The sequence below is a fragment of the Flavobacterium sp. 1 genome (genome assembly GCF_002797935.1).
Classification (GTDB): Bacteria; Bacteroidota; Bacteroidia; order Flavobacteriales; family Flavobacteriaceae; genus Flavobacterium.
In genome coordinates, this window is sequence record NZ_PGER01000001.1 from 47,711 (window position 1) to 74,665 (window position 26,955).

Below are 26,955 nucleotides of genomic sequence, written 5' to 3' on the forward strand. Positions count from 1 at the left end.
TATTTTTTAATATTAGAATTATTATGAGAACATCACATTTTGTTTGTATCGGAATCTCGCTTTTACTTTTAGCAAGCTGTAAAGAAGAAACAGAAAAGCCAAAAGTGACTTATGATGCTTCAAAGGCTGGGAGAGAACTCACTAAAGTTGATTCGAGTCAAATAAAAATTGCCGATTTGCCGATACAAATGCAAGGGACAGATTATTTGATTCATCCAGTTGGGGACTTGAGTGTTTATGATAAAGGTGCCAAAAACAAATACGGTTCTTCGAGTGTGAATGATTTGAGTTTCACAATATCAAATACGTCTGAGTTTCAGATTACGGGTTACTTACAAAATCTTAAATTCCAAAAAATAGGTTCTGATTCTATAAAAGCATTGACAGATAAGCCTGTTTTGATTCAAACCGCAACCTACTTAAAAACGGTTTCTGATAGAATCAATAAACAGATTATGGTCTATACGCTGATGGATATGGATACCAATAAAGACGGAAAACTGGATGTAAGCGATATTACAACATTGTATTTGAGTAAAATTAGCGGAGCAAAATTCACCAAAGTCTCTGCCGATTTTCAAGAGCTGATAGATTGGAATTTAATTGAATCACAAAATCGTCTGTATTTTAGAACCGTTGAAGACACTAACAAAAATGGAAAATTTGACAGCAAAGATGTGGTGCATTATAATTACATCAATTTGGTAGATAAAGACTGGAAAGTGGAAACGTACAATCCAATTTAAATTGGGTTTTGCTATTTTAGTACTTTAAGGATAAAGGAAAATTAGATATAAATAGCGCCAATTTATAAGTTACTTGCTATTTTAAGAAACATTACGATAATGAGAAACTGTTCCTATTGTGATAAAGAAGTAAAATTAACCAAAGAGCATATTTGGCCTAAATGTTTAATAAATAGGATGCCTGAACTTGAACTTAAATATTTAGATAGTAAAAAACTTTTTTTTCTTGCTGAAATGGTTATATCAGATGTTTGTGCTGACTGTAATAATACAAAACTATCAAAATTAGATACTTATTTTTGTTCATTATACGACACATATTTCAAAGAATATCATGAGGAGAAAAAACCATTTAATTTTATTTATGATTATGAACTTCTTTTAAGAAGTCTATTAAAAATTACATATAATTCTTCAAGAACAGTTTCACGTGAAGGTAATTTTTTAGAAAAATTTAAAAAATTTATCTTAGATGGAGCAGAAAGTTCTGAAAGTATAGTTGTTAAACTTGACATTATAACTCCTGCATTATCTGAAGAAGGTAAATTTTATCCGAAATCTGCACGCTGTGGGACTTTTGACGTAGGCATTATAACTAGTAATTTTCATTTAAGAGTAATTTCTGTAAACTCATTTTACTTTTATATTTTAATTTCAAATGACGATTTAATACAAGAAAATGTATTTTCAGAACTACAAAGTTTAATTGAAAGAATACCTGGCACAATAATTCATCCATATAAAACTGAAACATTTGTCAATAATTTTTCTAGAGACGATGCTCATAGTATACATATAGATTTTATAACGAGAAGTTCTGAAGGTTTTATAAAAGTTTAAAAAAATAAAACAGCTGGTAATAGCTTTGCGAGATTGCGAAATATGTGCAAAATCAGGTTTGTCTTTCGCAAGAGATATTATCTTGGTGGAAAGACTCAGTCCGTTTGGATCAGCAACTTCGCTTACTGGCAAAACGTTAATCTTTTTAAAACCAATGAAATCAGTGATAATTTGTGCAGTTTGTGGCGAAAAAACTAAGCTTCGGGATTTCTCAAATCAAAATATCACTTTCCAAATCTGATTTCTCAATTTCAAAATCAAATCCTAGTTGTTTTACCAATTGAATCACCAGATTTTTATACCAATTCTCAGACTTGGGATGAATGTATATTTTTTCAATCAATTGGGTGATATCCACGTTTATTTTCAGTCCATCATTTAATTTGATATTGCTGTCGGCCACGTCTGTAATGATTCGTACCTCGCGTTCGTATTGGAAACTTTTTCGTTTGAATAAAAAAGGAAAAAACAAATCATCAAACGGAATGTACTCTTTTTTGTAATCGATATAATTGACTTCACCAATATACTGCTTGTAATTTTTTTCGAGAACTAAAGCATCCTGTAGCCTTTTTACTGTAGACTGTATAGCCAATCCTTCACTGTTTTGGGTAAAAATCTGCCACATCGCAAACGATTCATATTCATTGATGTGCCAACTGCTTATGGCTACTTTTTCCCGATGTGTTTTGTAGTAATTTAAAAAATCAGGATTGTTTATAGAGAGTTTTTTGATTTCTTCAAATGTTGGTTCGCTAAAAGTGCCTTCATATTGGTCTTCAAATTTATCCGAACGCGACATAAATAATTTTTGCGAAAGCAATAAATCTAAAAACTTCGACAAGTCCAGATATTTCCATACAATGGTATCTTGATCTTGCGGAAGTTTTATGTTGGGATTGTTGAGGTACATTGCTTTTGGATTTAAAAATTTTAGTTTGTCAAAAATCTAAAATCAGCATTTTGAAATCTAAAATCTGAAATCATTATTCGAGTGACTGCATTGTTACCAGTTTGTTATAAGCACCGTTCATTGCAATAAGTTCTTCGTGTTTGCCTTGCTCTACGATTTTTCCTTTCTTCATAACAACAATCAAATCTGCTTTTTGAATGGTCGAAAGACGGTGTGCAATTACAATCGATGTTCTGTTTTGCATCATATTTTCTAGAGCCACTTGTACAAATTTTTCGCTTTCGGTATCTAAAGCTGATGTTGCTTCATCCAAAATCATAATTGGAGGGTTTTTCAAAACAGCACGGGCAATAGAAAGACGCTGTTTTTGACCACCGGAAAGTTTATTTCCGCTGTCGCCAATATTGGTATAGATTCCAAGAGGTAAATCTTGGACGAATTCATAGGCATTAGCAATTTTCAAAGCTTCTATAATTTCGTCATCGGTTGCATCCAGTTTTCCTAATGAGATATTCGCTTTTATAGTGTCATTAAATAAAATACTGTCTTGAGTTACCAATCCCATTAAACCACGAAGAGATTGTAGATTAATGTCTTTTATGGCAATTCCGTCGATAGTAATTGTTCCTTCATTGACATCATAAAAACGGGTTAATAAATTGGCAATAGTGCTTTTTCCGCTTCCTGATTGTCCCACAAGGGCGACAGTCTGGCCTTTTTTTACAGTAAGAGAAAAGTTTTTTAGAACATTTTCATTTTCGTATTTAAAATTGATATTTTGAATCGCAATTTCTGAGCCAAAAGAAGTTTTTTCTATCGCATCCTCTTTGCTGGTTATTGGGTTTTCCTGATCCAGAATTTCTAAAACTCGTTCTGCTGCTGCGTTTCCTCTTTTTACTCCGTATGAAGCTTTAGAAATTGCTTTTGCAGGCGTTAGAATGTTATAAGCCAATCCCATATAGGCAATAAAGGCAGCACCTTCAAGACTTTTCTCAATCAAAACCATTTGACCTCCGTACCAAAGTAATATGGCGATTACAGTAATTCCCATAAATTCACTCGCAGGCGAAGCTAAGTTCTGGCGATTGCCAATACTGTTTGATAAAGTAAAAAAACGTTCGGTAGAATTTTGAAAAACGGTATTAAAATAGTTTTCAGAATTATATCCTTTTACCACCTTCAATCCGCCAATTGTTTCCTCTATAGTCGATAAAAAAGTGCCTTGTTCTTGTTGTGCTTTTGTTGATTGTTTTTTAAGCTGTTTTCCAATCAATGAAATGATGTAGCCTGAAACTGGAATGAAAATAAAGACAAATATGGTTAGTTTAGCACTAATAATAAGCATCGCACCTATTGTAAAAATGATGGTTAGCGGTTCTTTTACAATAAGCTCCAATATAGCTAAAAAGGAGTTTTGCACTTCGTTTACATCAGCAGAAATTCTCGAAATCACATCTCCTTTTCTTTTTTCAGAATAAAAAGCTAATGGAAGTTCAAGTGTTTTTTTATACAAAGCATTTCGCATGTCTCTTAAAACACCATTTCGTAAAAAAGTAATGAAAAACATGGCTAAATAATCGGCTAAGTTTTTTAATAAAAAGATCGAAATTATAATTGCAACCATTATAGATAAAACATAACCAGATTCATGAGTGCCTTTTGTAGTGGTAATGTAATAGCTCAAATAATTTTCGCCATATTCTTTAAGTTCTAGAATTCCGTTATATACAGGTTTTACGGTATTTTGTTTTGTTTTGTCAAACAATACCTGAAGCATTGGTATTAGAGCAACAAAAGAAAGAGTGCTAAAAAGCGCATACAAAACATTAAAAAAGATATTTAACAATGCATATTTTTTATACGGATATATAAAAGGAACTATTTTTTTAAAATTGCTCATTATTTAAGTTGTTGTTTAGGCATTAAAACCCGACAATTTTAGAAAATGTCGGGTTTGTTTTTATTTAAAGCAATAGAGTATTTTAGCTTAATTGCATTGCAGTAATTATATTTTTTATTTTTTCATCTAACACCTGCTCAACTTTTGTGAAATTTTCTACGCTGTCTAATTCGGTTTTTACGCTGATGTAAAATTTAATTTTAGGTTCTGTTCCGCTTGGTCTCGCGCAAATTTTAGATCCGTCTTCAGTGTAGTAAATCAATACATCTGCTTTTGGCATATCTATAGTTTCTTCTTCACTGGTAAACAAGTTTTTTGCTATTGATGATTTGTAATCTTCCACCAATACAACTCTTTGACCATTTATTTCTTTCAATGGATTTTCACGCAAAGAAATCATCATTTGATTGATTTCAGCCAATCCTTCCATTCCTTTTTTAGTAATCGAAATCAAATGTTCTTTGTAAAAGCCGTGTTCTACATATAATTTTAATAATTCTTTGTAAACCGTGCTTCCGTTAGCTTTGGCTTGAGCGGCTAATTCACAAATTAATAAAGTAGCTGCAACGGCGTCTTTGTCACGCACTGCATCGCCTACCATATATCCGAAACTTTCTTCCCCGCCACCAATGAATTCCAATTCCGGGAAATCCTTAATCATTTTGGCAATCCATTTGAAACCAGTCAAACCAACTTTGAATCCAACTTCATAAGCTGACGCCAATTCCATAATCATTGGAGTAGATACGATAGTAGAACCTACAAATTGTTTTCCGTTAATTTTGCCTGCTTTTTTCCATTCTTCCAATAAAAAAGCAGTCATTAAAATCATCGTTTGATTTCCGTTTAATAAAATCATTTTGCCTTCGTTATTTCGAACAGCAACTCCTAGTCGATCACAATCAGGATCAGTTCCAATAACAATATCAGAGTTGGTTTTGTCTGCCAATGCCAATGCTAATGTTAATGCTTCCGGCTCTTCAGGATTTGGAGATTTTACAGTAGGAAAGTCACCATTTGGAACTCTTTGCTCTTCAACAATGTTCACATTTTTATATCCTGCCTGCGCAAAAGTATCAGGTACTAAAGTAATGGAAGTTCCGTGCAAAGAAGTAAATACAATATTAAGATTGTCTTTAGCTTCTTGAGAAGTTCCAAAACTTGCATTTTTAATTGTCGATTTGATGAAAGCCTGATCAACTTCGGCATCTATATATTGAATCAAATCTTCGTTTGCATCAAATTTGATTTGGCTATAATTTAATTTTTCGATGGTGTCGATAATATCTCCATCTTGCGGAGGAACAATTTGTCCGCCATCTTCCCAATATACTTTGTAACCGTTATATTCTGGGGGATTGTGAGAAGCCGTTAATACAATTCCGCATTGACAGCCTAAATGTTTTAGAGCAAAAGACAATTCGGGAGTAGGTCTCAAATCCGAAAATAAATAAACCTGAATACCATTTGCAGAGAAAACATCGGCAACCACTTTTGCTAACGATTTGCTGTTATGACGGCAGTCAAAAGCAATAACGGCTTTCAAAGGCTGATTTGGAAATGCAATTTTCAAATAATCAGAAAGTCCCTGAGTACTTTTTCCAAGAGTATATTTGTTGATGCGGTTGTTTCCAACTCCCATTACACCGCGCATTCCGCCCGTTCCAAATTCAAGATTTTTGTAAAAACTCTCTTCTAGTTCTTTTGGTGAAGTTGTCATTAATTCCTTTACGGCAACTTGTGTTTCGTTATCAAACGTAGGCGTTAACCATTCATTTACTGCGTCTAAAATGTTTTGTGCTATATGCATTATATATTTAGTTTTAAGTTGTTAATCATATTTATGAAAGCAAGAAGATCAGTTTTGTCAGAAGCTATTTCCTGCTATCCACTACAATCTTTTTCTCTTAAATCTTTTTTTCCAAGAACTGTCAGGAGCTTCCTCTGGTCGCTCTGCCCGTTCAGGAAAAAATAGATTTATTCAAAAAAGGATTTCCGCTTCTATCAGGGCTAGACCCATAAAGCGAGAAATTTAGTTTTTATAACCTATTTCTTTCCCCCCTCTCCAAAGGAGAGGGGCTGGGGTTGAGGTTTTTAAAAATTTACCTCAGTCGAAACTTTATAGCGCTCTTCATTGTTTTTGGTTCTCAAAATAATTTCGCCCAGAAATCCTGCTAAAAACAATTGAGTTCCCAAAACCATTGTTGTCAAGGCTATAAAAAACCACGGATTGTTAGTGACCAAAGTATATTTCATTCCATTATACATATGGTATAATTTTGAAATTCCAATATATCCTGCCGAGAAAAAACCAATTATAAACATTAAGGAACCTACGGCGCCAAATAAATGCATCGGTCTTTTTCCAAATCGGGAAAGAAACCAAATCGTTATTAAATCCAAGAAACCATTGATGAAACGTTCCATTCCAAATTTGGTTTCGCCATATTTTCTAGCTTGATGCTGTACTATTTTTTCGCCAATTTTTCCAAAACCGGCATTTTTGGCTAAAACCGGAATGTATCGGTGCATTTCGCCAGATACCTCAATATTTTTTACCACTACATTTTTGTAAGCTTTCAATCCGCAGTTAAAATCATTCAATTCAACTCCAGATGTTTTTCTGGCTGCCCAATTAAATAGTTTTGATGGGATATTTTTGGCCACAACTGAGTCGTATCGTTTCTTTTTCCAACCCGAAACCAAATCATATTTTTCTTTGGTAATCATTTCGTACAAGCCAGGAATTTCGTCTGGACTGTCTTGTAAGTCGGCATCCATAGTGATAATAACATCGCCTTTTGCCTTAGCAAAACCAGCATGCAAAGCTTGGGACTTTCCGAAATTTTTCATGAATCGAATCCCTTTTACATTAGGATTCTCAGTAGCAAATCCTGCAATAATGTTCCAGGATTCATCTGTACTTCCGTCATCCAAAAAAATGATTTCGTAACTATAATTGTTCGATTTCATGATTGAAATGATCCAAGTGTACAATTCTTGTAAAGATTCCTCTTCGTTAAGAAGCGGTATGAGTATTGATAAATTCATTAATTAGAGACTTTGAGGTTTTTCATTTTTTAAAACTACACCCACTATAAGAGAGTAGAATAAACCAATGAAGGAAAACATTGCAAGGGTTACTGGGAAAACAATAAGCGGATTCATGAATTTTTTCATCATAGCCAAGCCTGATTCCATTTGAGCAGCAGTGAGATTTGGATTGCTTTTTAGCATTCCGTCTTTGGTAATAGAAACCATTTCATTTACAAATTCAGGAAAAATAAAATTAAAAATAACACTAAAAGCAGCATAAATAGCAGCAGCAATAAATGTTATAGAAACCCCAATTTTGAGACATTCGCCCAAAGTTACAAAGCCATTATTTATGTTTTTCTTATAACCGTTGCAACCTATATATATGAATAATATTGGTAAAATAAGGTAATTGGCGATGTTTACAATAGTTCCAAAAGGAGTATTTACCAATGATCTCATTCCAATTACATACATAACTGTAAATTCTAAAACCATAATCACACCGAACAAAACACCATAAATAATTCCAGATTTAGCTGGAGATACATTATTTTCCATAAAGACTCTTTTTTATTAATTTACAAATATAGCAATTCCCAATATAATGGCGTGTATAAAATGATTTTTGCAGCTATTTAAAAAAAGTTATGCAAAGGTTTGTATATTAAAAAATAAGTGTAAATTTGCAAACTCAAAATAATATTGTAAAACAAAAAGTTATAGTGCGTTTATACCTTTTCTGTTAGAAGAAAAGCTTCAAGACAAGTTATAATTAACAAATAAAAAAGATTCAAGATGAAAAAAGGTGTACACCCGGAAAATTACAGATTAGTTGCTTTTAAAGACATGTCAAACGAAGATGTTTTTATCACTAAATCTACTGCTGATACTAGAGAAACTATTATTCACGAAGGTGTTGAATATCCAGTTGTAAAAATGGAGATTTCTAGAACTTCTCACCCTTTTTACACAGGTAAATCTAAACTTATCGATACTGCAGGACGTATTGATAAATTCAAAACTAAATACGCTAAACACGCTAAATAATTTTAACGGTTTTAAAATATTTCTAAAGCCTCGCAATTTGCGAGGCTTTTTTTATGAAATTTAGTTTCCTTTCTTTTGTTATGAGATGGTGTAGCTCAGCAAAAAATTAAAAATAATTGTAACTTTGCTGTGATAACCAAATCACTTTTTAACAATTTATAATCTAATTTATGAACTATATACTTTTTGACGGCCCCGCTCGAAATGCATTGTTACCCTTTACTTTTACACGTCCTGTTGCCGATATTTTGGTTGGGATTATGACGATTCGTCAAAAATGGGAAGCACATTTAGGTTCTACAACTACAACTCTTACAGAGGAATATTTATCAGAGAAATTTCCAATGGTAGAGTTGGACGAAAATGTAATGATTAATGCTTCTTTTTTGCCTAATGCTGTTTTAGCTGAAATGGTTAATAATCTTAGACCTAACCAGGCAATTTTCAAAGGGGAAGATGTTATCGCTTTTTATACAAATGACGAACAAGAATCGGTAGATTTTGATAACTATGAGATTATTGAATACAATGAAGATGGAATTACTATTGAACGCACTTGGGATATTTTCTCAAAGAATGATGCAGCGATTCGTGAAGATTTCGAATTTTTGACAAACGATAGAAAATCTCAGCCAATACCCAAAAGCGTGAATGTAATTGCACCTGAAAATGTTTTTATTGAAGAAGGGGCCAAATTGGAGTTTGTAACCTTGAATGCTTCTTCTGGACCAATATATATAGGTAGAGATTCTGAAATCATGGAAGGATCTATTATTCGTGGACCATTTGCTTTATGCGAAAATGCACAGGTAAAAATGGGAGCCAAAGTGTATGGAGCTACTACAGTTGGACCTTATTCCAGAATTGGGGGAGAGGTGAAAAATGCAGTTCTTTTTGCTTATTCGAATAAAGGACATGATGGATTTCTTGGAGATTCTGTTTTAGGAGAATGGTGCAATATTGGAGCAGACAGCAATAATTCTAATTTAAAGAATAATTACGAAGAAGTAAAATTGTGGAGCTATGAAACGGAAGGATTTGCCAAAACAGGTCTTCAGTTTTGTGGTTTAATGATGGGAGATCATAGTAAATGCGGAATCAATACAATGTTCAATACCGGAACAGTGGTAGGAGTGAGTGCTAATATTTTTGGAAGCGGTTTTCCCCGCAATTTTGTGCCGAGTTTTTCTTGGGGCGGAGCTACAGGATTTACGACTTATGTTACTAAAAAAGCATTTGAAACAGCAAGATTGGTAATGAGCCGAAGAAATGTAGATTTCGACGAAAAAGAAGCTGCAATATTGGAACATATTTTTGAGGAATCTAAGAAGTGGAGGAAAGAGTAAAAAGAATTAGAAAATTAGATAGTTGTCTAATGAATGTAAAATATAGAGTAGTCTTTATTTATTCAAGCACATAATTTTATTCTGAAATTGTTACTATATGAGAACAATAAAATTTGTTTTGATTACAATGATTACTTTTTTCGGATTAGTCTATTTGTTGATAATGTCCTATATTTATTTTCATCAAAGAGAAATAATTTTTGACGCTTCAAAACTTTCGAAGGATTATAAATTTGAATTTGCAGGAAATTTTGAAGAATTAAATATTCCATCTTTTGATAATTTGAAATTAAATGGACTTTTGTTTAAAGTTAAAAATTCAAAAGGATTAATTTTTTATTTGCATGGAAATTCTGGAGCTCTTGATTCATGGGGAAATGTCGCAACTGTTTACAATAATTTAGGTTATGATATTTTTATTTTGGATTATAGGGGCTATGGGAAAAGTGAAGGTGTAATTGAAAATGAAGAACAATTTTATAAAGATATATTGTTTTCGTATAAGAAACTGATTTCTAAATATAAAGAAGAGCAAACAATTATTATAGGTTATTCAATAGGAACTGGTCCTGCAGCATATTTGGCTTCAGTTACAAAGCCCAAATGTTTAGTATTACAAGCGCCTTATTTTAATTTTATAGAATATTCAGGTGCAAGAGTCCCATTTATGCCTGTTTTTTTGAAAAAATTTAAGTTTCCAACTAATAAATTTGTAGAAAAAATAAAGTCTCCAATCTTTATCTTTCATGGAAACAAAGACAATGTTATTCCAGTTAGTAATTCTAAAAAATTAAGTAAAATTTTAAAACCGATGGATCATTTTTATGTTTTAGAAAATCAAGATCATATTGGGATTAATGAGAACGAACAGTATCTTTTAGAATTGGAAAAATTGTTGAAAAAGTAAGTATAGCAACTTCCTAAGATTATTCTATCTTTGCACCTTCAAAAAATAACTGCTAACGAGTCTAATAATCCAAGCAGTCTAATAATTTAAAAATCTAAATGATTACAATTAACGATATTTCGGTTCAATTTGGAGGGACTACACTTTTTAGCGATGTTTCTTTTGCAATAAATGAGAATGATAAAATTGCCCTTATGGGTAAAAATGGTGCTGGTAAATCAACACTTTTAAAGATTATTGCAGGACAAGGCAAGCCTTCCACAGGAAATGTTTCTGTACCAAAAGAAGCTGTTGTTGCTTATTTGCCACAGCATTTATTGACAACTGATGGTGCTACGGTGATGGAGGAGGCTTCAAAAGCTTTTGGCGAAATCTTTAGCATGAAATCCGAAATAGATGAAATTAATGAGCAATTGACTATCCGTACCGATTATGAAAGTGATGGGTACATGAAATTAATCGAAAGAGTTTCTGATTTAAGTGAAAAATATTATGCTATTGAAGAAGTAAATTATGAAGCAGAAGTTGAGAAGATTCTAATAGGCCTAGGTTTTGTTCGTGAAGATTTTTCTCGCCAGACTTCCGAGTTTTCGGGAGGTTGGAGAATGAGAATCGAATTGGCTAAAATACTTTTGCAAAAACCCGATTTGATTTTACTGGATGAGCCTACCAATCACATGGATATCGAAAGTATTCAATGGCTGGAAGATTTCTTGATTAATTCGGCCAAAGCGGTTGTTGTGATTTCACACGATAGAGCTTTTGTAGATAATATTACCAATCGTACTATTGAAGTGACAATGGGACGTATTTATGATTACAAAGCTAAGTATACTCATTATTTGGAGCTCAGAAAAGATCGTCGTATACATCAGCAAAAAGCCTATGATGAGCAGCAAAAGATGATTGCCGATAATAGAACTTTTATCGACCGATTTAAAGGGACGTTTTCTAAAACAGATGCGGTTCAGTCAAGAGTAAAAATGCTTGAAAAATTAGTCATTGTTCAGGTTGATGAAGTGGATACTTCGGCATTGAAATTAAAATTCCCGCCAGCAGCGCGTTCTGGGCAATATCCTGTTATTGTAAAAGATATGTCTAAATCGTATGGTGAACATGTGGTTTTTAAAGACGCTAATATTGTTATAGAGAGAGGTCAAAAAGTAGCTTTTGTTGGAAAAAATGGAGAAGGTAAATCAACAATGATCAAAGCAATAATGAAGGAGTTTGGTCCTGATAGTGGTTCTGTTGAAATTGGTCATAATTCTCAAATTGGTTATTTTGCCCAAAATCAAGCGGCTTTATTGGATGAAAATGCTACTATTTTTGAAACTATAGATGATATTGCTGTTGGTGATGTAAGAACACAGATAAAAAACATACTTGGAGCTTTTATGTTTCATGGAGATGATATTACCAAGAAAGTTAAGGTGCTTTCCGGTGGAGAAAAAACGCGTTTGGCAATGATAAAATTATTGCTTGAGCCTGTGAATTTGTTAATTCTCGATGAGCCTTCGAATCACTTGGATATGAAAACCAAAGACATTATCAAGGATGCACTGCGTGATTTTGACGGAACTTTAATTCTGGTTTCCCACGATAGAGATTTCCTTGATGGTTTAGCTACCAAAGTTTTCGAATTTGGTAACAAGCGTGTTGTAGAGCATTTTGAAGATATTACAGGTTTCTTAGCTCACAAGAAGATGGACAGCATGAAAGAAATAGAAAAATAAATTTAGATTTTTTTTAAAATGAAAAAGGCAGGAGAATTAAACTCTTGCCTTTTTTATGGTTTTAAAGTAAATTATTTATAAACGTATTCCTGGTGGAAGCAATTCTTTGTAGATTGGATTTTTTTTAAAGAAAGTAACAATTTTAGGAAGTATGGGTACTACTTTTAGTTTTTTTTCGATAGCAGTTTCCATAATGTTCTTTAGGAAATTAGAAATAAACTCTTCGTCATTGTAGCCTTCAGGAATATTGATCTTGGTTAGGAAAATTTTTTTCTCCTGAAAAGAATATTCAACAGAAACTATCCCAGTTTCTGTTTTTGTTTCAAATTGTCTTGCAAAAGCATTGTCTTTAATCTCTAATTTTGTTATCGTTTCCATTTTGATGTTGTTGATGAAATGATGTGTGAGTATTTGTGGAGTTTAATGTGCTTAAATAAAACGCAAAGGTAATGATTTGATATTCAGTGGTAATGATTTTTGTGATTAACTTAATAAACTAAATTTTGAAGAGCATGTTTTGGTAAGAGTAAGATTGTTTTAAAGTTTTGTAAAAAATCAATTTTATTTTTATTAAAAGTATCTTAAGTGGGAGATAGATGTGAATAAAAAAATTAACTTTAAGGATTGTAAAGGGAGAGCTTGTCTTGATTTCTCTAAATAAAATAAGTTAATATGAATAAGATTCCGGTTTATTTTATGCCAGGTTTGGCCGCTAGTATTGCAATTTTTGAAAGAATAAAACTTCCTGAATCTGAATTTGAAATGTTTTTTTTGCAATGGGAAATCCCAAATGACAAAGAGACTCTTCAGGAATATGCCAAACGGATGACTCAAAAGATTGTGCATGAAAATCCAGTTTTGATCGGAATTTCTTTTGGCGGTATTTTGGTTCAGGAAATGGCAAAGTTTATTTCAGCACGCAAAGTGATAATTATTTCCAGTGTAAAAAGTAATCTGGAGTTTCCTAAAAGAATGGTTTTGGCTAAAAGTACGAAGGCATATAAATTGATTCCTATAAGTTTGGTTCAAAATATTGAAAGTCTTGCCAAGTTTTCATTTGGAAAAAAAGTAAATGAAAGGCTTAAATTATATGAAAAGTTTCTTTCTGTAAGGGATAGACGCTATTTGGATTGGGCAATTGAGCAGGTGATTTTATGGGAAAGAACTGTTATTGATCCAGATGTAATACACATTCATGGAGATGCAGACGATGTTTTTCCTATAAAATATATTAAAGACTGTATTGTTGTAGCAGGAGGAACTCATGTTATGATCCTCAATAAATATAGATGGCTAAATGCTAATTTGCCTCAGATTATTTTAGGAAGTTAGGGTAAAGGAAGTTGTTCTTTTTAAATGTAAATTTTATTAGTTTGTAGTAAAACCTTCATTTTTAGGTATGGAATTGACGAGATTTTCATTAATATCTTTACTGAAGTAATTGTAACTAGATGTTATTGCTTCTTTTATAGGTGTTTTTAGTTTTATTTTGTTTTCAAAATGTTTAACGTTAACCACGTTTTTATTTTCGTCAATAAATATTGAAGTAGGAAAGCCTAAAGTGTGTTTTATTGTTGCAACTATATGTGAATCTTTGCTGTAATATTCATTTGCATAGCAAACTTTTATATTGCCATTAAATTTGTATGCAATGTTTTTTAGGTCATTTTTTTTGTCCCAAAAAACTACAATGAACTGCAGATCATTACGATGTTCTTTGGCAAGTATGTTTAATGCAGGAATTTCGCCTTTTGGAATGACACACCATGAAGCGTATGTGATTATGAATATTGGTTTGCTGATTCGGTTTATTTTTACGTTTTTTTCTTTGTAGACTTTAAGGCTGAAATCGTCAAACTTTGTTCCAATCAGTTTTGTTTTTACTAAAGAATCGAAAAGTTTTTTACCTTCCTTAATATCATTGCTTTCATAAGCCTTGTTTGATGATTTTTTATATGGCTTTATATTTTCTTTTATTGCGTCGCTGAAATATACAATTGTATCTTGGCTGTATGAGGAATACAGGTTGAGCAGAAACAACAAAGTGAGTAATGTCTTACGCATAAAATCTTAATATTTAGGGCTTTGGCAAAAATAGAAATGTTTATAACATTTGGATAACTTAACCGATTAAAGACAAATAAATCCGTTTAAAAGATTTAAAGATATAAAAAAAAGCGTTCTAAATTTATCTAGAACGCTTTTTTGTAAATAAAATTGTAAAATTATATTTTTTTCATCTGCTCTTTCATCATAGTGATCTGTTCTTTGAGCATGTTTTGCTTGTCTAATTTTTTAGCTTCGTTTAATAAAGCGGTGGCTTCCAGCTTTCTTCTGCGGGACATTGCAACTCCTGCAAGATTTAATTTGGCAACTGCCAAATCCATATCCATAGACAGGCCAAGTTCTATTGCTTTTTTGAAATATTTCTCAGCTTGATTAATATTGGTTTGCGAAAGCATAATCCCATGTAGATAATTGAAATATCCTTGTTGTTTTCTAACTAAGGCTGTTTCTGGGTTTTTGATATAGGCTAGCCATTTTTTGGCACCTTCGAAGTCTTGTTTTCTTAATTTTAAGAAGGCTAGTAAAATAAACTCGTTTTTGAAATATAAAAAAATAGGGATTCCGGATAATAAAATATAGAATATTCCAGTACCAACTGAGTCGTCAATTATTTGCCAAACACCCGCTGCTATTATAAGTCCAGCGATAATAAATTTGATATTCTTGTGAAACATAATGTATAGTGATTTAAGGTTGCAAAGATAGTAAAAGGAATTAAAAATATTTTTTAAAAACTACTTGCCAGAAAAAAAAGTCTTTGTATATTTGCACTCGGTTTTAGAATAACGGTTATTCGAAAATAATATAGACACTTAATTAAGATTTTAAATATACAAAGCAATGAGCAAAAGAACGTTTCAACCATCGAAAAGAAAAAGAAGAAATAAACACGGATTTATGGATAGAATGGCTTCTGCTAATGGAAGAAAAGTTCTAGCGCGTAGAAGAGCTAAAGGAAGACATAAATTGACTGTTTCTTCTGAACCAAGACACAAAAAATAATGTTTGAATAAACATCTATAAGGCGTTACTTTTTTTAGTATCGCCTTTTTTTATACCCAAGCGGTACTGCAGTTTAAAAGTTTGAAATTTGATTTTTTCTAACAATTTCAAATTCTAAGTGATAAAAATATAACTACAATAATAAGAAAAATGCCAAAAGACACATCCATTAAGTCCGTTTTAATAATAGGTTCAGGTCCGATTGTAATTGGTCAAGCATGCGAATTTGATTATGCTGGATCCCAATCTGCCCGTTCGATCCGTGAAGAAGGAATTGAAGTAATTTTGATTAACTCCAATCCAGCTACAATTATGACAGATCCTTCAATGGCGGATCATGTTTATTTGAAACCCTTAACGACAAAATCGATTATTGAAATTCTAAAAGCACATCCTCAAATTGATGCAGTTTTGCCAACAATGGGAGGACAGACTGCTTTGAATTTATGTTTGGAAGCTGATGAAAAAGGGATTTGGCAGGATTTTGGAGTAAAATTAATAGGTGTTGATGTAAATGCGATTAATATTACCGAAGACAGAGAGCAGTTTAAACAGCTTTTAGAAAAAATTAATGTACCAACTGCACCTGCAAAAACGGCTACCTCTTATTTAGAAGGTAAAGAGATTGCACAGGAATTTGGTTTTCCATTAGTAATCCGTCCTTCATTTACGCTTGGAGGAACAGGAGCAGCAATCGTTTACAAAAAAGAAGATTTTGATGAGCTTTTAACAAGAGGTCTTGAAGCTTCGCCAATACACGAAGTTTTGATTGACAAAGCTTTAATGGGTTGGAAAGAATATGAGTTGGAGCTTTTAAGAGATAAGAACGATAACGTAGTAATCATTTGTTCTATCGAAAATATGGATCCAATGGGAATTCATACTGGAGATTCAATTACAGTTGCGCCAGCGATGACATTATCTGATACAACTTTCCAAAAATTACGTGATTATGCGATCTTGATGATGCGCAGTATCGGAAATTTTGCTGGAGGCTGTAATGTTCAGTTTGCGGTTTCACCAGACGAAAAAGAAGATATCGTTGCGATTGAAATCAATCCTCGTGTATCTCGTTCATCTGCTTTAGCTTCAAAAGCGACAGGTTACCCAATTGCAAAAATTGCTTCTAAACTGGCTTTAGGATATAATCTTGATGAATTGCAAAACCAAATTACAAAATCAACTTCAGCTTTATTCGAGCCGACTTTGGATTATGTGATTGTAAAAATACCACGCTGGAACTTCGATAAATTTGAAGGAGCTGACAGAACTTTAGGTCTTCAAATGAAATCAGTAGGTGAGGTAATGGGGATTGGACGTTCGTTCCAAGAAGCACTTCACAAAGCAACTCAATCTTTGGAAATTAAAAGAAACGGTATTGGTGCTGACGGGAAAGGATATAAAAACTACGAACAAATTATTGAGAAACTGACTTTTGCAAGCTGGGATCGTGTCTTTGTAATTTATGATGCGATTGCAATGGGAATTCCGTTGAGCCGTATTCACGAAATCACAAAAATTGATATGTGGTTCTTGAAACAATATGAAGAGCTTTATACTTTAGAAAAAGAAATTTCAAACTATAAGATTTCTAATTTACCAAAAGAACTTTTGCTTGAAGCAAAACAAAAAGGATTTGCCGACAGACAGATTGCTCATATGATGAATTGTCTGGAAAGCGAAGTTCATGCTTTGCGTATGACAAAAAATATCAACCGTGTTTTTAAACTAGTTGATACTTGTGCAGCAGAATTTAAAGCAAAAACACCTTATTATTACTCTACTTTTGAAGCTGAAATTGAAAAGGCTAACGGAGAGCGTTATGTTGACAATGAAAGTGTTGTAACTGATAAAAAGAAAATAATAGTATTAGGTTCTGGACCAAATAGAATTGGACAAGGAATTGAGTTTGATTATTCTTGTGTTCACGGAGTTTTAGCGGCAAAAGAATGCGGATATGAGACAATTATGATTAACTGTAATCCAGAAACGGTTTCGACAGATTTTGATACAGCTGATAAATTGTACTTCGAGCCTGTATTCTGGGAACATATTTATGATATTATTCAGCATGAAAAACCAGAAGGTGTAATTGTGCAGTTAGGAGGTCAAACGGCTTTGAAATTGGCTGAAAAATTATCTAAATACGGAGTAAAAATCATCGGAACAAGTTTTGATGCTCTTGATTTAGCAGAAGACAGAGGACGTTTCTCTGAATTGTTGACTAAATTAAAAATTCCTTTCCCGCAATTTGGAATTGCAGAAACTGCAGACGAAGCTTCTGCATTGGCTGACACTTTAGACTTTCCTTTATTGATTCGTCCTTCTTATGTATTAGGAGGTCAGGGAATGAAAATTGTAATCAATAAAAAAGAATTGGAAGAGCACGTTATCAATTTATTAAAAACAATTCCGGGAAATAAATTGCTTTTAGACCATTATTTGGCTGGAGCAATCGAAGCCGAAGCGGATGCAATTTGCGATGCTGATGGGAATGTTTATATCATAGGTATAATGGAACATATAGAGCCTTGCGGAGTGCACTCTGGAGACAGTAATGCTACTTTGCCACCTTTCAACTTGGGTGAATTTGTAATGCAGCAGATAAAAGATCACACTCATAAAATTGCTAAAGCTTTAAAAACAGTAGGTTTAATCAATATTCAGTTTGCGATAAAAGACGATACAGTTTATATTATTGAAGCAAATCCTAGAGCTTCGAGAACAGTTCCATTTATTGCAAAAGCTTACGGAGAACCTTATGTAAACTACGCTACGAAAGTAATGTTAGGTCACAATAAAGTAACCGATTTCGATTTTAACCCACAGTTAAAAGGATACGCAATTAAGCAACCGGTTTTCTCTTTCAGCAAATTCCATAATGTAAATAAAGCATTAGGACCAGAAATGAAATCAACGGGAGAAAGCATCTTGTTTATTGATGACTTGAAAGACGACCAATTCTATGAATTGTACTCTAGAAGAAAAATGTATTTGAGTAAGTAATGCCTCAGATTTAGATAATAAAAAAAAGCTCCATAATTGGAGCTTTTTTTGTTTATTTTTGTTTTTTAAGCATAGCATATTATTTGTTTGAGAAAGCCATATTATCTCTAGTGTTTTTCTGAACAGAAATAGCACCAAACAGCGCTAATAGAAAAGCAAAAGCATAAAAACCTTTTTCGCTTGGTAAAATTGTAGCATTCCAAAGGCCAACTGATAATAATACAATCGATAGAATAGTTCCAAACCAGCAAATACCATAATAAATATCTGTTACAGGAAGTTTTTCAAGTCTGTCTCTAACGCTTTTTTGCAATGAAACCACAGCAAAAAGACCAAACATTAAAACTGTAAAATAATACCCTTTTTCATTTAAAAGCATTTCAGCTCGGGCGAGCCCAGCTATATATCCAACTGTTCCAGCCCCAAGAGCTACCCAAGAAGCCGCTATAAAGGCATTCGATGTTTTTTGTACCATGTTTAATTTATTTTTATTTGTATTTTGAAAAAATCCCAGAATCTAAAGCTGTCCAAAAACAACATTTTTGACCACTGGCTTTTAGAGCACTGTTTGCCCAGGTATTGCAAGTATGAAATAAGCTATAGCTTCCATTGGCTTCATAAAAGGCGTCTGTTTTTCCATAATTTGCATCTGTTTTTATATTTAAAAAATTACCTGAGGCATCTTTTTGAAAACTTTCGTCAATATATTTTATTAAGCGGTCGTATTGTTCGTTGCTGATCATCATTTTTTTGCAATCATCACCTTCAGTCATTTTCTTGTAATAGGTTGCATGAATTGCAGTAGTACTCAAGCCGGTTGCGGCTTTAAATGCAACCGAAGCTTTTAGGTCTGACCATTCGGGAGTTTCCAAATAAAAACCTTTGTCACCCCAACCCATCGCCAAATAGTTATAAGTTGAATCAGCTATTTTTGTGTTTTCAAATTTTATTTGTTTGCTCCAGTCAATTTGTTTATTTTTTATTGGAACTACAATATCAGTATGAACGCCATTGGTCAAAATGTAAACTTCGACTTCAGGTTTTGTGTCAGGCTCTTGATTTACTGTAATTTTAGAAAGGGAAAATACAGCTATTATGTATAGAAATATAAATCCAAAGAATGTCAAAAATATTTTGAGAGTAATTTTTAATGCTTTTTTCAATGAATGCCGTTTTATGATTTATTTGATATGATTGTATTCTCTAGATACAAAAATAAATAAATTAACATCTTATCAAAATAAAACGCAATAAAATTATTAAGTATAATCTTTTGTGTATTATTGTAAAAGATGTTTCAGATAGGAGTTGACTTTTGGGCCAGTTGAAAAGGTATTCTTTTGGCAGAATAAGGATTTACAATTCTTTCAAAATTTTTTCCATCAGTTTTTATATTGTTGCTTTAGCTATGAGGTCATTTTTTATACTAAGCAATATTTTCTAATCCGCCAGGAAAAGGTCTGTAAGCGTAATAATGTAAAACCTCTTCGATAGCCATTTTCAAGGCTTCATTTATGGGGAGTAGAATTGTTGCCAGTCTATGATCTATAGTTGAAAGGCGCATATAATAATCGGAGAAAATAGGAACATAAAGCCCTTTGCTAATGGCTTCTTCGGTGTTGTTATAGTTTTCTTGTTGATTCTCTTTTATAATTTTGCAGGTGTTTAATCGTAGTTTGCCATATTTGTCTCTACTGGCGGCATATCCAAAAAGTCTGCAGATTAATCCTCGGTATTTGTAATTAGTACACCTGCCATTTTTATTGTCTACAATGGAAAGAGATTGATATAAATGACAAAAGGTATTTGTTTTGGAATTGAGTTCTCCTAAAGTGATTTCGGCTCTGCCATTTAAAAATAAATAAAAGGCCCATGGTAAAAATTCCAAAGGCGAAGCATCTATATTTGGTTTTGAACAGCACTGGCCACAGCCATTATTGCAATGTAAATTAGTTTCAGATTTGAAATTAGTTATTTCATTTTCGAGGCGATCAAATAATTTTTCAACCAATTGAACTTTGTGTTCTATAGACATTATTTTTTGTCTAATGTACGTTATTAAAAACCGTTAAGAGGGTAATTTGGTTTTACTTGCTGTTTTTAGAATTATTTCTTTTTGAAAGAAAAACAGTTAAATATATTGCATTAAAAAAGGCAGTTACAATTTGGGCGTGACCCTTAGTCTCGTCTTTTGGGACGAGACTAAGGGTCGGGCTTTCCGTTCCCGCTTTTTTTCTTTATCAATTGCCTAGGGTTTAAACCCTAGGCAATTGATAAAGAAAAAAAGAGCTCCACTTTAATCCCTCACGCAAGCAACTGCAATCAACAAAATTGAGTAAGAGCCAAAAGCTGTAAATTATAGAATTTAGTTTTAATTCTTAATCACTTTAAATGTCTTCTTCGTTGTTCCATAAGTGACAATCACTGTATAAATTCCAGAAGCTAAATGATTATCAATTGTAATATTTTGATTGGTGTAAAAATCATTATTAGAAAAGCAGACAACACCTTTCATATCAACTATTTTAATTTGTATAGATTCCGTAATTGGAGATTTTATTTGGATTTTTGTCTCGGATGTAAAAGGATTTGGGTAAAAGACCACGGCATTATCTTCTGAAATTATATCTGAAATTCCAAGAGTGCTTTCGTCAACGGCATCTATATAATTGAAATTGAAATTCGATTTGTAGTTAATCTTGATATAATTTTCTCCCTGTGGCAAGTTTATTCCAGTGACTACTTTATCTGTGTAGATTTGCATTCCGCCAGTGGCATCAAAAGTTTCATCTGTTTTTACAATCAAACCATTTACACTAATATCAAACACACCTTTATTTAATGAGGCTACTCGAAAAGTCATTTGGTAAGAACCATTTTTGGCTACATTAATCATGTATTCGCCCCAGTCTCCATTGTCAGCAAAACATACATTTTGAGTAGTGTCTCCATCAGTAGTGTTCTGCAGTCCAGTTCCTTTGCGTCGGTAATGTTTGTTGGCGGTAATTCGGCCAGGAACATTCATTTTTTTAGTGGTATAAGGAACGTTAACATAGGCAGTTCCTATAGGTCTGATTGTTCCGCTGGATGCGCCAAGCAATTGTCCTTCCAGCATATCTGTCCAGTTTGCGGGAACTCTGCAGGTAAACCAAGAATAGCGATAAATATCAGGATCGTTTTCAAAAGCGGTTACGATATTTTTCATGAAGTTTGTCTTGTCTGTGGCAGATTGTACCACTCTGTTGGCAAATTCGGTTACCCAAATCGGAATATTGTATTTTTTTAATCCTTCGGTAACTCCAATTACTGATCCAGATGTGTCATCATAAGTATGGAAAGCAATGTAATCTACTTTGCAGTTTGGGCAAAGACGAAAAAACTCATCATGCCAAGCAATTGGGCTCGAATATCCTCCATAGTTTGAAGGACCATTATAAGCTGGAGAAGCACTTACAATTTCTAAACCTTTTGCGGCTGCAATTTTTTCAATATTTGGCCAGGCATTCACCGCTTCCTGCGGGGTTAATTTTGCACCGTCATTAAAATTAGGCTCATTAAAGGCTAATAAGTATTTGGCTCCAGGTTTTATGGTGGCAATAAATACATCTGGATTGTCAATTTTGCCCCAAGCCATCGGTACAAATTCCACTCCCAAACTTTCATAACTGGCATTAATTGTCGCTTCGGGTATTGCTGACCAATTATACCACCAAGAAATGCCGGGTTTCAAAACATTCAAATCTGCATCACTGTGTTTGCCATAAGCAACGCCCCTTTTTGGACTTACTTGTGCGTGACAATTGTTGTAAAATAATAATGAGCTAATCAGCAGAATTATGTAAATTATTATTTTAAGCATAAAGTGTTTGGAATTTTGGTTAGAACTGGATGTTTCAAAAGTACTTCAAAGACAAAATTTTTGTAAAATAAAAATCTTATCAAAAACACATCAGACTTGTTTTATTGTTCATAAGCTTTTGTTCAGTATGTATTAAAAGAATGGCTTTATGCCTGAATACGGTTATTATCTCCAACGGTTGAAATTGTTGGCTGTAGTCAAACCTTGGATCGTTTTTTTGAATGATGGCAAAAAAGCAAAATATCTCCTTTTAGCCCCGATTGCAGTGAAAATCCTTGTGAACCGGGGTTCGGTTCACAAGATTGTAACGGAAAGCGGGAGTATACTTGCTGAAAATGCCTAATCTTTCTGCTCCAAAAATTAATAATCGAGTTCAGGTTTTAAGCAGGTTCTATGCGTAATAACTGAAAACATTTCTTTACTTTTGTGCCAACCAAAATTTGAACTATGTACAAGATTTTTATTCGCCCTATTCTTTTTTGTTTTGATCCTGAAGAAGTGCATTATTTTACTTTTTCATTGATTAGAATAGTTTCAAAAATCCCAGGATTCCCCTCTTTATTTCGATTTTTATATCAAGTAAATGACAAAAGATTAGAGACCGAAGTTTTTGGATTAAAGTTTAAAAATCCGGTAGGTTTAGCCGCTGGTTTTGATAAAGATGCCGGTCTGTATAGCGAGCTTTCTAATTTTGGTTTTGGTTCTATCGAAATTGGGACTTTAACTCCAAAAGCACAGCCCGGAAACGATAAAAAACGTTTATTCCGTTTAAAAGAAGATTCGGCAATTATTAACAGAATGGGATTTAATAATGGCGGAGTCCTTGAAGCAGTCGAGCGTTTAAAGAAAAATAAAGGCGTTTTAATAGGCGGGAATATTGGAAAAAATAAAGTAACTCCAAATGAGGAAGCAACCTCAGATTATGAAATTTGCTTTGATGCATTATATGATTATGTAGATTATTTTGTTGTCAATGTGAGTTCGCCAAATACTCCTAATCTTAGAGCACTGCAGGAGAAAGAGCCTCTTACTCAATTATTGCAGACTTTGCAAAATAAGAATTTGGCAAAGCCAAAACAAAAGCCAGTATTGCTTAAAATTGCTCCAGATCTTACCGATGAGCAGTTGCTGGATATTATTGATATTGTAAAAGAAACAAAGATTGCTGGTGTAATTGCAACCAATACAACCATTTCCCGCAAGGCATTAAAATCTTGTGATCAAACCGAAACCGGTGGTCTGTCGGGTAAACCGTTGACATCAAGATCTACCGAAGTGATTCGTTTTCTGTCTGAAAAAAGCAATAAAGCATTTCCTATTATTGGAGTAGGAGGAATACATTCAGCCGAAGATGCTTTGGAAAAATTAGAAGCAGGAGCCAGCCTTCTTCAATTATATACTGGATTTATCTACGAAGGGCCAGCATTAGTTAAGGAAATAAATAAAGCAATTTTGGCAAAAAAATAATTAGTATAGCGATTTTCATTCTTTGTAACTCAAAACCTTTTTATATATTTGAAACCCACATTAAAAAAAGGTTTTTTTTCCGATGAGATGAAAAAGTGGGTTCCTGACAACCAAAATTTAAATACTTTTTCGGAAGAAAGTTATGGAGGCAATAAAAATTATCGAATGTCCGCGAGATGCTATGCAAGGCATTAGGGACTTTATTCCTACTGAAAAAAAGGCCGCTTATATACAGTCTTTGCTAAGAGTTGGTTTTGACAGCATCGATTTTGGCAGTTTTGTTTCGGCGAAAGCCATCCCTCAAATGCAGGATACTGCCGAAGTTTTGGAACTTCTTGATTTATCCAAAACAAAAAGCAAATTATTAGCGATTATTGCCAATGTTCAAGGAGCCATTTTAGCCTCACAATATGGCGCAATTCAATACTTGGGATTCCCTTTTTCGATTTCAGAAAATTTTCAGATGCGGAATACCCATAAAACAATAGCCGAATCTTTGGTGGCGCTGGATGAGATTTTAAATATAGCAGATAAAACTAATAAAGAAGCTGTTGCTTATCTTTCCATGGGATTTGGAAATCCGTATGGAGATCCATGGAATATTGAAATTGTTGCCCAATGGACTGAGAAATTAGCTGGGATGGGAGTGAAAATTTTATCTCTTTCTGATACAGTTGGAAGTTCTACTCCGGAAGTGATTGAATATTTATTTTCTCATTTAATTCCGCAATATCCGAAAATTGAATTTGGGGCACATCTTCACACAACCCCTGACAAATGGTTAGAAAAAATTGATGCCGCTTACAAGGGAGGATGCCGCCGTTATGATGGAGCGATTCAAGGATTTGGAGGCTGTCCTATGGCTTCGGATAATTTGACTGGAAATATGCCGACAGAGAAATTACTTTCCTATTTTACAGTTCAAAAAGAAAACACCAACTGCAGTCCGATGAGTTTTGAAAGCGCTTATAATGAAGCTTCAAAATTATTTGGTGAATTTCATTGATGCAGGTTAATTTTTGTAATTAAGTGTTTGATAATTATAGGTTTTAAGTTTTTTTGGCTTACTTTAGTATTGTTTTAATATTTATGTGAGACAACTGTTCTACTATTAAAATCCACGTTATGAAATTTACTTTTTTTAAAACAATTATTTTAATAGCCTTTTTGGAATGTTGTTTTTTTTCGTGCAGCAGTGATTTGGACTTTGATCAAGTCAATGACTTGAATGTGCAGCCTGTTTTTGTTAGCAATCTTGCATACATTAATATAGACGCTCAAGATTTTATTTCGAACGGAACTGAAACTCCTATTTTTTCTTATACTTCTGATGTCGATTTTTTGAGCAAATCTTTTGTCAAAGAGAATTTGGTTAAAACCGAACTGTATTTCAGAATTAAAAATACAATTAATAGATCTTATGCTTTTAATGTCACTTTTCTAAATAAAAATGGGACGCCAATTTATAATATTAAAATGGATATTCCAGCATATAATGGAAGTGAAGTAATTGTCGAAAAAACGGAAACATTTACTGCCACTAATGTGAGCATATTGGAAAATACAGCCAAAATGGTTTTTTCTGTCCGGATGTTTGCTGGCCCGCCAATAACAGCAGCTACACCAGGGAGAATCGAATTTAGTTCAGGTATAACTGCTTATTTTGATATAAGATGAGAAAAATAATCGTCCTTTTAAGCACCTTTTTTTTCTCTTTTTATTGTTTTTCTCAGAACAAAGAGATTTTATATAACTTCACTCCTCAGCCACAAAGTTTATTAACTAATCCTGGCGCAGATGTCAAATATAAATGGTTTTTTGGTGTGCCTTTGTTATCCGGAATTTCGGCTAATGTGGGTTCGACTGGATTTGATGCTTATAGTTTATTTGCGAATAATGGTGTGGATTTTTCTACCAAAGTCAAAAATGCAGTTGCTTCAACCAACAGTAATGATTATGTCACTGCCAATCAGCAGCTAGAAATATTTACCGCTGGATTTCGGGTAGGAGGGGAGGAAAGCAAATCCTATGTATCTTTTGGAATGTATCAGGAACTGGATTCTTTTATGTATGTTCCTACTGACCCAGCAATATTATCATTGTATGGAAACAAAGATTATATGGGAAAGCCCTTTGATTTGGGTGATTTGAGTGTAAAGGCTGAGCTTTTATCCGTTTTTCATATTGGATTTAATAAACAAATCACGGAGAAGCTTATCCTTGGAGCTCGAGGAAAAATTTATTCCAGTATTTTTAACGGAACATCAACCCATAACTCAGGTTATTTTGTTACTGTTCAAGATGATAATTTGATTTATAATCAGTCAATATGGTCTAATTTAGAACTTAATACATCAGGATTGTCTAAGTATCTGGATGAGAATTATGATGGAGATATTGCAAGTGATATGAAGGATGATATTTCTCAAAGAGGTTTTTTTGGAGGTAATCTAGGATTAGGATTGGATTTAGGACTTACGTATTATCCTAAACGAAATATTCAGCTAACTGCCAGTTTAATTGATATAGGCTACATCAGCCATTCTAAAGATGTAGAAAGTTATACTTTAAAAGGAGAGTATAATTTTAATGGAGTAATTACTGATTTCAATTCGGCGGGTACTGTGGCTAATGCTTATGAAGATTTTAAAGAAGCGATTCCTCTAGACACATTGTATCATAAATATACAACAATGCGTCCTTTAAAATTTTATTCTTCATTTCAATATTCATTTGAAGAAGAAAGAAGTACAGAATGTAATTGTACATCCGATGAAGATTCTTGGTATCGAAGTGCGTTAGGAGTGCAGCTATTTGCCATGAGTACTCCAAGAGAACCTATGCTGGCTTTGACAGGATATTACAGAAGAAGAATCCTTGAAGGATTACAAATGAAAGCGACCTATACTGTCGATTCTTATTCTGCTTCCAATATTGGGCTAGGATTGACTACCAAAATTGGCGTTGTTAATTTTTATGCATTAGCAGATAATCTTTTGTCGTATAAAGATATTTCTAAGGCAAATGCCCTCACATTTCAGTTAGGATTTAATATTATTTCGGGAGGAAGTAATAAATAAAAT

At 33.2% G+C, this 26,955-nt stretch carries 26 protein-coding genes; 14 read left to right on the forward strand and 12 right to left on the reverse strand.

Annotated elements, in window-relative coordinates; translation table 11 throughout:
* The first annotated feature begins 23 nt into the window (after positions 1-23).
* Both CLU83_RS00225 and CLU83_RS00230 read left to right on the forward strand, forming a co-directional pair.
* Positions 24-746, forward strand: coding sequence for a hypothetical protein (locus tag CLU83_RS00225; RefSeq protein ID WP_100429761.1), 723 nt, complete (start codon positions 24-26; stop codon positions 744-746).
* A 177-nt stretch (positions 747-923) separates the two neighbouring features.
* Complete coding sequence (locus tag CLU83_RS00230) at positions 924-1,586, forward strand: hypothetical protein (protein ID WP_157801957.1); 663 nt, start codon at positions 924-926, stop codon at positions 1,584-1,586.
* Positions 1,587-1,797: 211 nt separating this feature from the next.
* On the opposite strand, the gene CLU83_RS00235 is transcribed toward CLU83_RS00230, so the two are convergent.
* From CLU83_RS00235 to CLU83_RS00255, 5 genes are all read right to left on the reverse strand, one after another.
* Complete coding sequence (locus CLU83_RS00235; RefSeq protein WP_100429763.1) at positions 1,798-2,499, reverse strand: hypothetical protein; 702 nt, start codon at positions 2,497-2,499, stop codon at positions 1,798-1,800.
* A gap of 73 nt (positions 2,500-2,572) precedes the next feature.
* Positions 2,573-4,399 carry an ABC transporter ATP-binding protein gene (locus CLU83_RS00240; RefSeq protein ID WP_100429764.1) on the reverse strand — a complete coding sequence of 609 codons (1,827 nt, stop codon included), beginning with the start codon at positions 4,397-4,399 and terminating at the stop codon, positions 2,573-2,575.
* An 82-nt stretch (positions 4,400-4,481) separates the two neighbouring features.
* Entirely contained in the window at positions 4,482-6,209 is a 1,728-nt protein-coding gene (locus CLU83_RS00245) for a phospho-sugar mutase (protein WP_100429765.1), read from the reverse strand.
* A gap of 284 nt (positions 6,210-6,493) precedes the next feature.
* Complete coding sequence (locus tag CLU83_RS00250) at positions 6,494-7,450, reverse strand: glycosyltransferase family 2 protein (RefSeq protein ID WP_100429766.1); 957 nt, start codon at positions 7,448-7,450, stop codon at positions 6,494-6,496.
* A gap of 3 nt (positions 7,451-7,453) precedes the next feature.
* Complete coding sequence (locus tag CLU83_RS00255; RefSeq protein ID WP_100429767.1) at positions 7,454-7,996, reverse strand: DUF4199 domain-containing protein; 543 nt, start codon at positions 7,994-7,996, stop codon at positions 7,454-7,456.
* A gap of 237 nt (positions 7,997-8,233) precedes the next feature.
* Between CLU83_RS00255 and CLU83_RS00260 the strand changes: the two genes are divergently transcribed.
* The 4 genes from CLU83_RS00260 to CLU83_RS00275 all read left to right on the forward strand — a co-directional run bounded on the left by CLU83_RS00260 (position 8,234) and on the right by CLU83_RS00275 (position 12,471).
* Positions 8,234-8,485: a type B 50S ribosomal protein L31 gene (locus CLU83_RS00260; protein WP_100429768.1), complete on the forward strand. Its 252-nt coding sequence runs from the start codon at positions 8,234-8,236 to the stop codon at positions 8,483-8,485.
* Positions 8,486-8,655: 170 nt separating this feature from the next.
* Positions 8,656-9,831, forward strand: a complete 1,176-nt coding sequence (locus tag CLU83_RS00265; protein WP_100429769.1) for a GlmU family protein — start codon at positions 8,656-8,658, stop codon at positions 9,829-9,831.
* A gap of 97 nt (positions 9,832-9,928) precedes the next feature.
* Entirely contained in the window at positions 9,929-10,738 is an 810-nt protein-coding gene (locus CLU83_RS00270; protein ID WP_198512228.1) for an alpha/beta hydrolase, read from the forward strand.
* Positions 10,739-10,836: 98 nt separating this feature from the next.
* Positions 10,837-12,471, forward strand: coding sequence for an ABC-F family ATP-binding cassette domain-containing protein (locus CLU83_RS00275; protein WP_100429770.1), 1,635 nt, complete (start codon positions 10,837-10,839; stop codon positions 12,469-12,471).
* 75 nt (positions 12,472-12,546) lie between these two features.
* Here CLU83_RS00275 and CLU83_RS00280 read toward each other — a convergent pair whose 3' ends face one another.
* Entirely contained in the window at positions 12,547-12,849 is a 303-nt protein-coding gene (locus tag CLU83_RS00280) for a GNAT family N-acetyltransferase (RefSeq protein WP_100429771.1), read from the reverse strand.
* 294 nt (positions 12,850-13,143) lie between these two features.
* Here CLU83_RS00280 and CLU83_RS00285 point away from each other — a divergent pair, with 294 nt between their 5' ends.
* Positions 13,144-13,803, forward strand: a complete 660-nt coding sequence (locus CLU83_RS00285) for an alpha/beta hydrolase (RefSeq protein WP_100429772.1) — start codon at positions 13,144-13,146, stop codon at positions 13,801-13,803.
* A gap of 36 nt (positions 13,804-13,839) precedes the next feature.
* Here CLU83_RS00285 and CLU83_RS00290 read toward each other — a convergent pair whose 3' ends face one another.
* A complete protein-coding gene (locus tag CLU83_RS00290; protein ID WP_100429773.1) occupies positions 13,840-14,535 on the reverse strand; it encodes a thioredoxin family protein in 696 nt (231 codons plus the stop codon).
* A 161-nt stretch (positions 14,536-14,696) separates the two neighbouring features.
* Entirely contained in the window at positions 14,697-15,212 is a 516-nt protein-coding gene (locus CLU83_RS00295; RefSeq protein ID WP_100429774.1) for a hypothetical protein, read from the reverse strand.
* Positions 15,213-15,378: 166 nt separating this feature from the next.
* Between CLU83_RS00295 and rpmH the strand changes: the two genes are divergently transcribed.
* Together rpmH and carB are read left to right on the forward strand one after the other, a co-directional pair.
* On the forward strand, positions 15,379-15,540 hold the full coding sequence (gene rpmH, locus CLU83_RS00300; RefSeq protein WP_008464848.1) for a 50S ribosomal protein L34: 162 nt from the start codon (positions 15,379-15,381) through the stop codon (positions 15,538-15,540).
* Positions 15,541-15,690: 150 nt separating this feature from the next.
* Positions 15,691-18,546 (forward strand): carbamoyl-phosphate synthase large subunit, encoded by a 2,856-nt coding sequence (gene carB / locus CLU83_RS00305; protein ID WP_100429775.1) that lies wholly within the window; start codon positions 15,691-15,693, stop codon positions 18,544-18,546.
* A 79-nt stretch (positions 18,547-18,625) separates the two neighbouring features.
* On the opposite strand, the gene yiaA is transcribed toward carB, so the two are convergent.
* The 4 genes from yiaA to CLU83_RS00325 form a co-directional block, all read right to left on the reverse strand.
* The gene (gene yiaA / locus CLU83_RS00310; protein WP_100429776.1) at positions 18,626-19,021 is read right to left on the reverse strand and encodes an inner membrane protein YiaA; all 396 of its coding nucleotides are present in this window, start codon (positions 19,019-19,021) and stop codon (positions 18,626-18,628) included.
* A gap of 13 nt (positions 19,022-19,034) precedes the next feature.
* Positions 19,035-19,709, reverse strand: coding sequence for a TIGR02117 family protein (locus CLU83_RS00315; protein WP_232726919.1), 675 nt, complete (start codon positions 19,707-19,709; stop codon positions 19,035-19,037).
* 263 nt (positions 19,710-19,972) lie between these two features.
* Positions 19,973-20,581 (reverse strand): YkgJ family cysteine cluster protein, encoded by a 609-nt coding sequence (locus CLU83_RS00320; protein WP_100429777.1) that lies wholly within the window; start codon positions 20,579-20,581, stop codon positions 19,973-19,975.
* 336 nt (positions 20,582-20,917) lie between these two features.
* Positions 20,918-22,405 (reverse strand): glycosyl hydrolase, encoded by a 1,488-nt coding sequence (locus CLU83_RS00325; protein ID WP_100429778.1) that lies wholly within the window; start codon positions 22,403-22,405, stop codon positions 20,918-20,920.
* Positions 22,406-22,553: 148 nt separating this feature from the next.
* Here CLU83_RS00325 and CLU83_RS00330 point away from each other — a divergent pair, with 148 nt between their 5' ends.
* From CLU83_RS00330 to CLU83_RS00350, 5 genes are all read left to right on the forward strand, one after another.
* Positions 22,554-22,748, forward strand: coding sequence for a hypothetical protein (locus tag CLU83_RS00330; protein ID WP_100429779.1), 195 nt, complete (start codon positions 22,554-22,556; stop codon positions 22,746-22,748).
* A 104-nt stretch (positions 22,749-22,852) separates the two neighbouring features.
* Positions 22,853-23,872, forward strand: a complete 1,020-nt coding sequence (locus CLU83_RS00335; protein WP_100429780.1) for a quinone-dependent dihydroorotate dehydrogenase — start codon at positions 22,853-22,855, stop codon at positions 23,870-23,872.
* Between the two features lie 142 nt (positions 23,873-24,014).
* A complete protein-coding gene (locus tag CLU83_RS00340; RefSeq protein WP_100429781.1) occupies positions 24,015-24,878 on the forward strand; it encodes a hydroxymethylglutaryl-CoA lyase in 864 nt (287 codons plus the stop codon).
* A 119-nt stretch (positions 24,879-24,997) separates the two neighbouring features.
* Positions 24,998-25,549: a hypothetical protein gene (locus CLU83_RS00345; RefSeq protein ID WP_100429782.1), complete on the forward strand. Its 552-nt coding sequence runs from the start codon at positions 24,998-25,000 to the stop codon at positions 25,547-25,549.
* Complete coding sequence (locus CLU83_RS00350; protein WP_100429783.1) at positions 25,546-26,952, forward strand: DUF5723 family protein; 1,407 nt, start codon at positions 25,546-25,548, stop codon at positions 26,950-26,952. Before CLU83_RS00345 ends, CLU83_RS00350 begins: the two co-directional genes overlap by 4 nt.
* Positions 26,953-26,955: the final 3 nt, after the last annotated feature.

Coding starts and splice junctions, on each gene's coding strand:
- CLU83_RS00225 (WP_100429761.1), top strand. CDS start 24: ATGAGAACATCACATTTTGTTTGTATCGGAATCTCGCTTTTACTTTTA.
- CLU83_RS00230 (WP_157801957.1), top strand. CDS start 924: ATGCCTGAACTTGAACTTAAATATTTAGATAGTAAAAAACTTTTTTTT.
- CLU83_RS00235 (WP_100429763.1), bottom strand. CDS start 2,499: ATGTACCTCAACAATCCCAACATAAAACTTCCGCAAGATCAAGATACC.
- CLU83_RS00240 (WP_100429764.1), bottom strand. CDS start 4,399: ATGAGCAATTTTAAAAAAATAGTTCCTTTTATATATCCGTATAAAAAA.
- CLU83_RS00245 (WP_100429765.1), bottom strand. CDS start 6,209: ATGCATATAGCACAAAACATTTTAGACGCAGTAAATGAATGGTTAACG.
- CLU83_RS00250 (WP_100429766.1), bottom strand. CDS start 7,450: ATGAATTTATCAATACTCATACCGCTTCTTAACGAAGAGGAATCTTTA.
- CLU83_RS00255 (WP_100429767.1), bottom strand. CDS start 7,996: ATGGAAAATAATGTATCTCCAGCTAAATCTGGAATTATTTATGGTGTT.
- CLU83_RS00260 (WP_100429768.1), top strand. CDS start 8,234: ATGAAAAAAGGTGTACACCCGGAAAATTACAGATTAGTTGCTTTTAAA.
- CLU83_RS00265 (WP_100429769.1), top strand. CDS start 8,656: ATGAACTATATACTTTTTGACGGCCCCGCTCGAAATGCATTGTTACCC.
- CLU83_RS00270 (WP_198512228.1), top strand. CDS start 9,929: ATGAGAACAATAAAATTTGTTTTGATTACAATGATTACTTTTTTCGGA.
- CLU83_RS00275 (WP_100429770.1), top strand. CDS start 10,837: ATGATTACAATTAACGATATTTCGGTTCAATTTGGAGGGACTACACTT.
- CLU83_RS00280 (WP_100429771.1), bottom strand. CDS start 12,849: ATGGAAACGATAACAAAATTAGAGATTAAAGACAATGCTTTTGCAAGA.
- CLU83_RS00285 (WP_100429772.1), top strand. CDS start 13,144: ATGAATAAGATTCCGGTTTATTTTATGCCAGGTTTGGCCGCTAGTATT.
- CLU83_RS00290 (WP_100429773.1), bottom strand. CDS start 14,535: ATGCGTAAGACATTACTCACTTTGTTGTTTCTGCTCAACCTGTATTCC.
- CLU83_RS00295 (WP_100429774.1), bottom strand. CDS start 15,212: ATGTTTCACAAGAATATCAAATTTATTATCGCTGGACTTATAATAGCA.
- rpmH (WP_008464848.1), top strand. CDS start 15,379: ATGAGCAAAAGAACGTTTCAACCATCGAAAAGAAAAAGAAGAAATAAA.
- carB (WP_100429775.1), top strand. CDS start 15,691: ATGCCAAAAGACACATCCATTAAGTCCGTTTTAATAATAGGTTCAGGT.
- yiaA (WP_100429776.1), bottom strand. CDS start 19,021: ATGGTACAAAAAACATCGAATGCCTTTATAGCGGCTTCTTGGGTAGCT.
- CLU83_RS00320 (WP_100429777.1), bottom strand. CDS start 20,581: ATGTCTATAGAACACAAAGTTCAATTGGTTGAAAAATTATTTGATCGC.
- CLU83_RS00325 (WP_100429778.1), bottom strand. CDS start 22,405: ATGCTTAAAATAATAATTTACATAATTCTGCTGATTAGCTCATTATTA.
- CLU83_RS00330 (WP_100429779.1), top strand. CDS start 22,554: ATGCCTGAATACGGTTATTATCTCCAACGGTTGAAATTGTTGGCTGTA.
- CLU83_RS00335 (WP_100429780.1), top strand. CDS start 22,853: ATGTACAAGATTTTTATTCGCCCTATTCTTTTTTGTTTTGATCCTGAA.
- CLU83_RS00340 (WP_100429781.1), top strand. CDS start 24,015: ATGGAGGCAATAAAAATTATCGAATGTCCGCGAGATGCTATGCAAGGC.
- CLU83_RS00345 (WP_100429782.1), top strand. CDS start 24,998: ATGAAATTTACTTTTTTTAAAACAATTATTTTAATAGCCTTTTTGGAA.
- CLU83_RS00350 (WP_100429783.1), top strand. CDS start 25,546: ATGAGAAAAATAATCGTCCTTTTAAGCACCTTTTTTTTCTCTTTTTAT.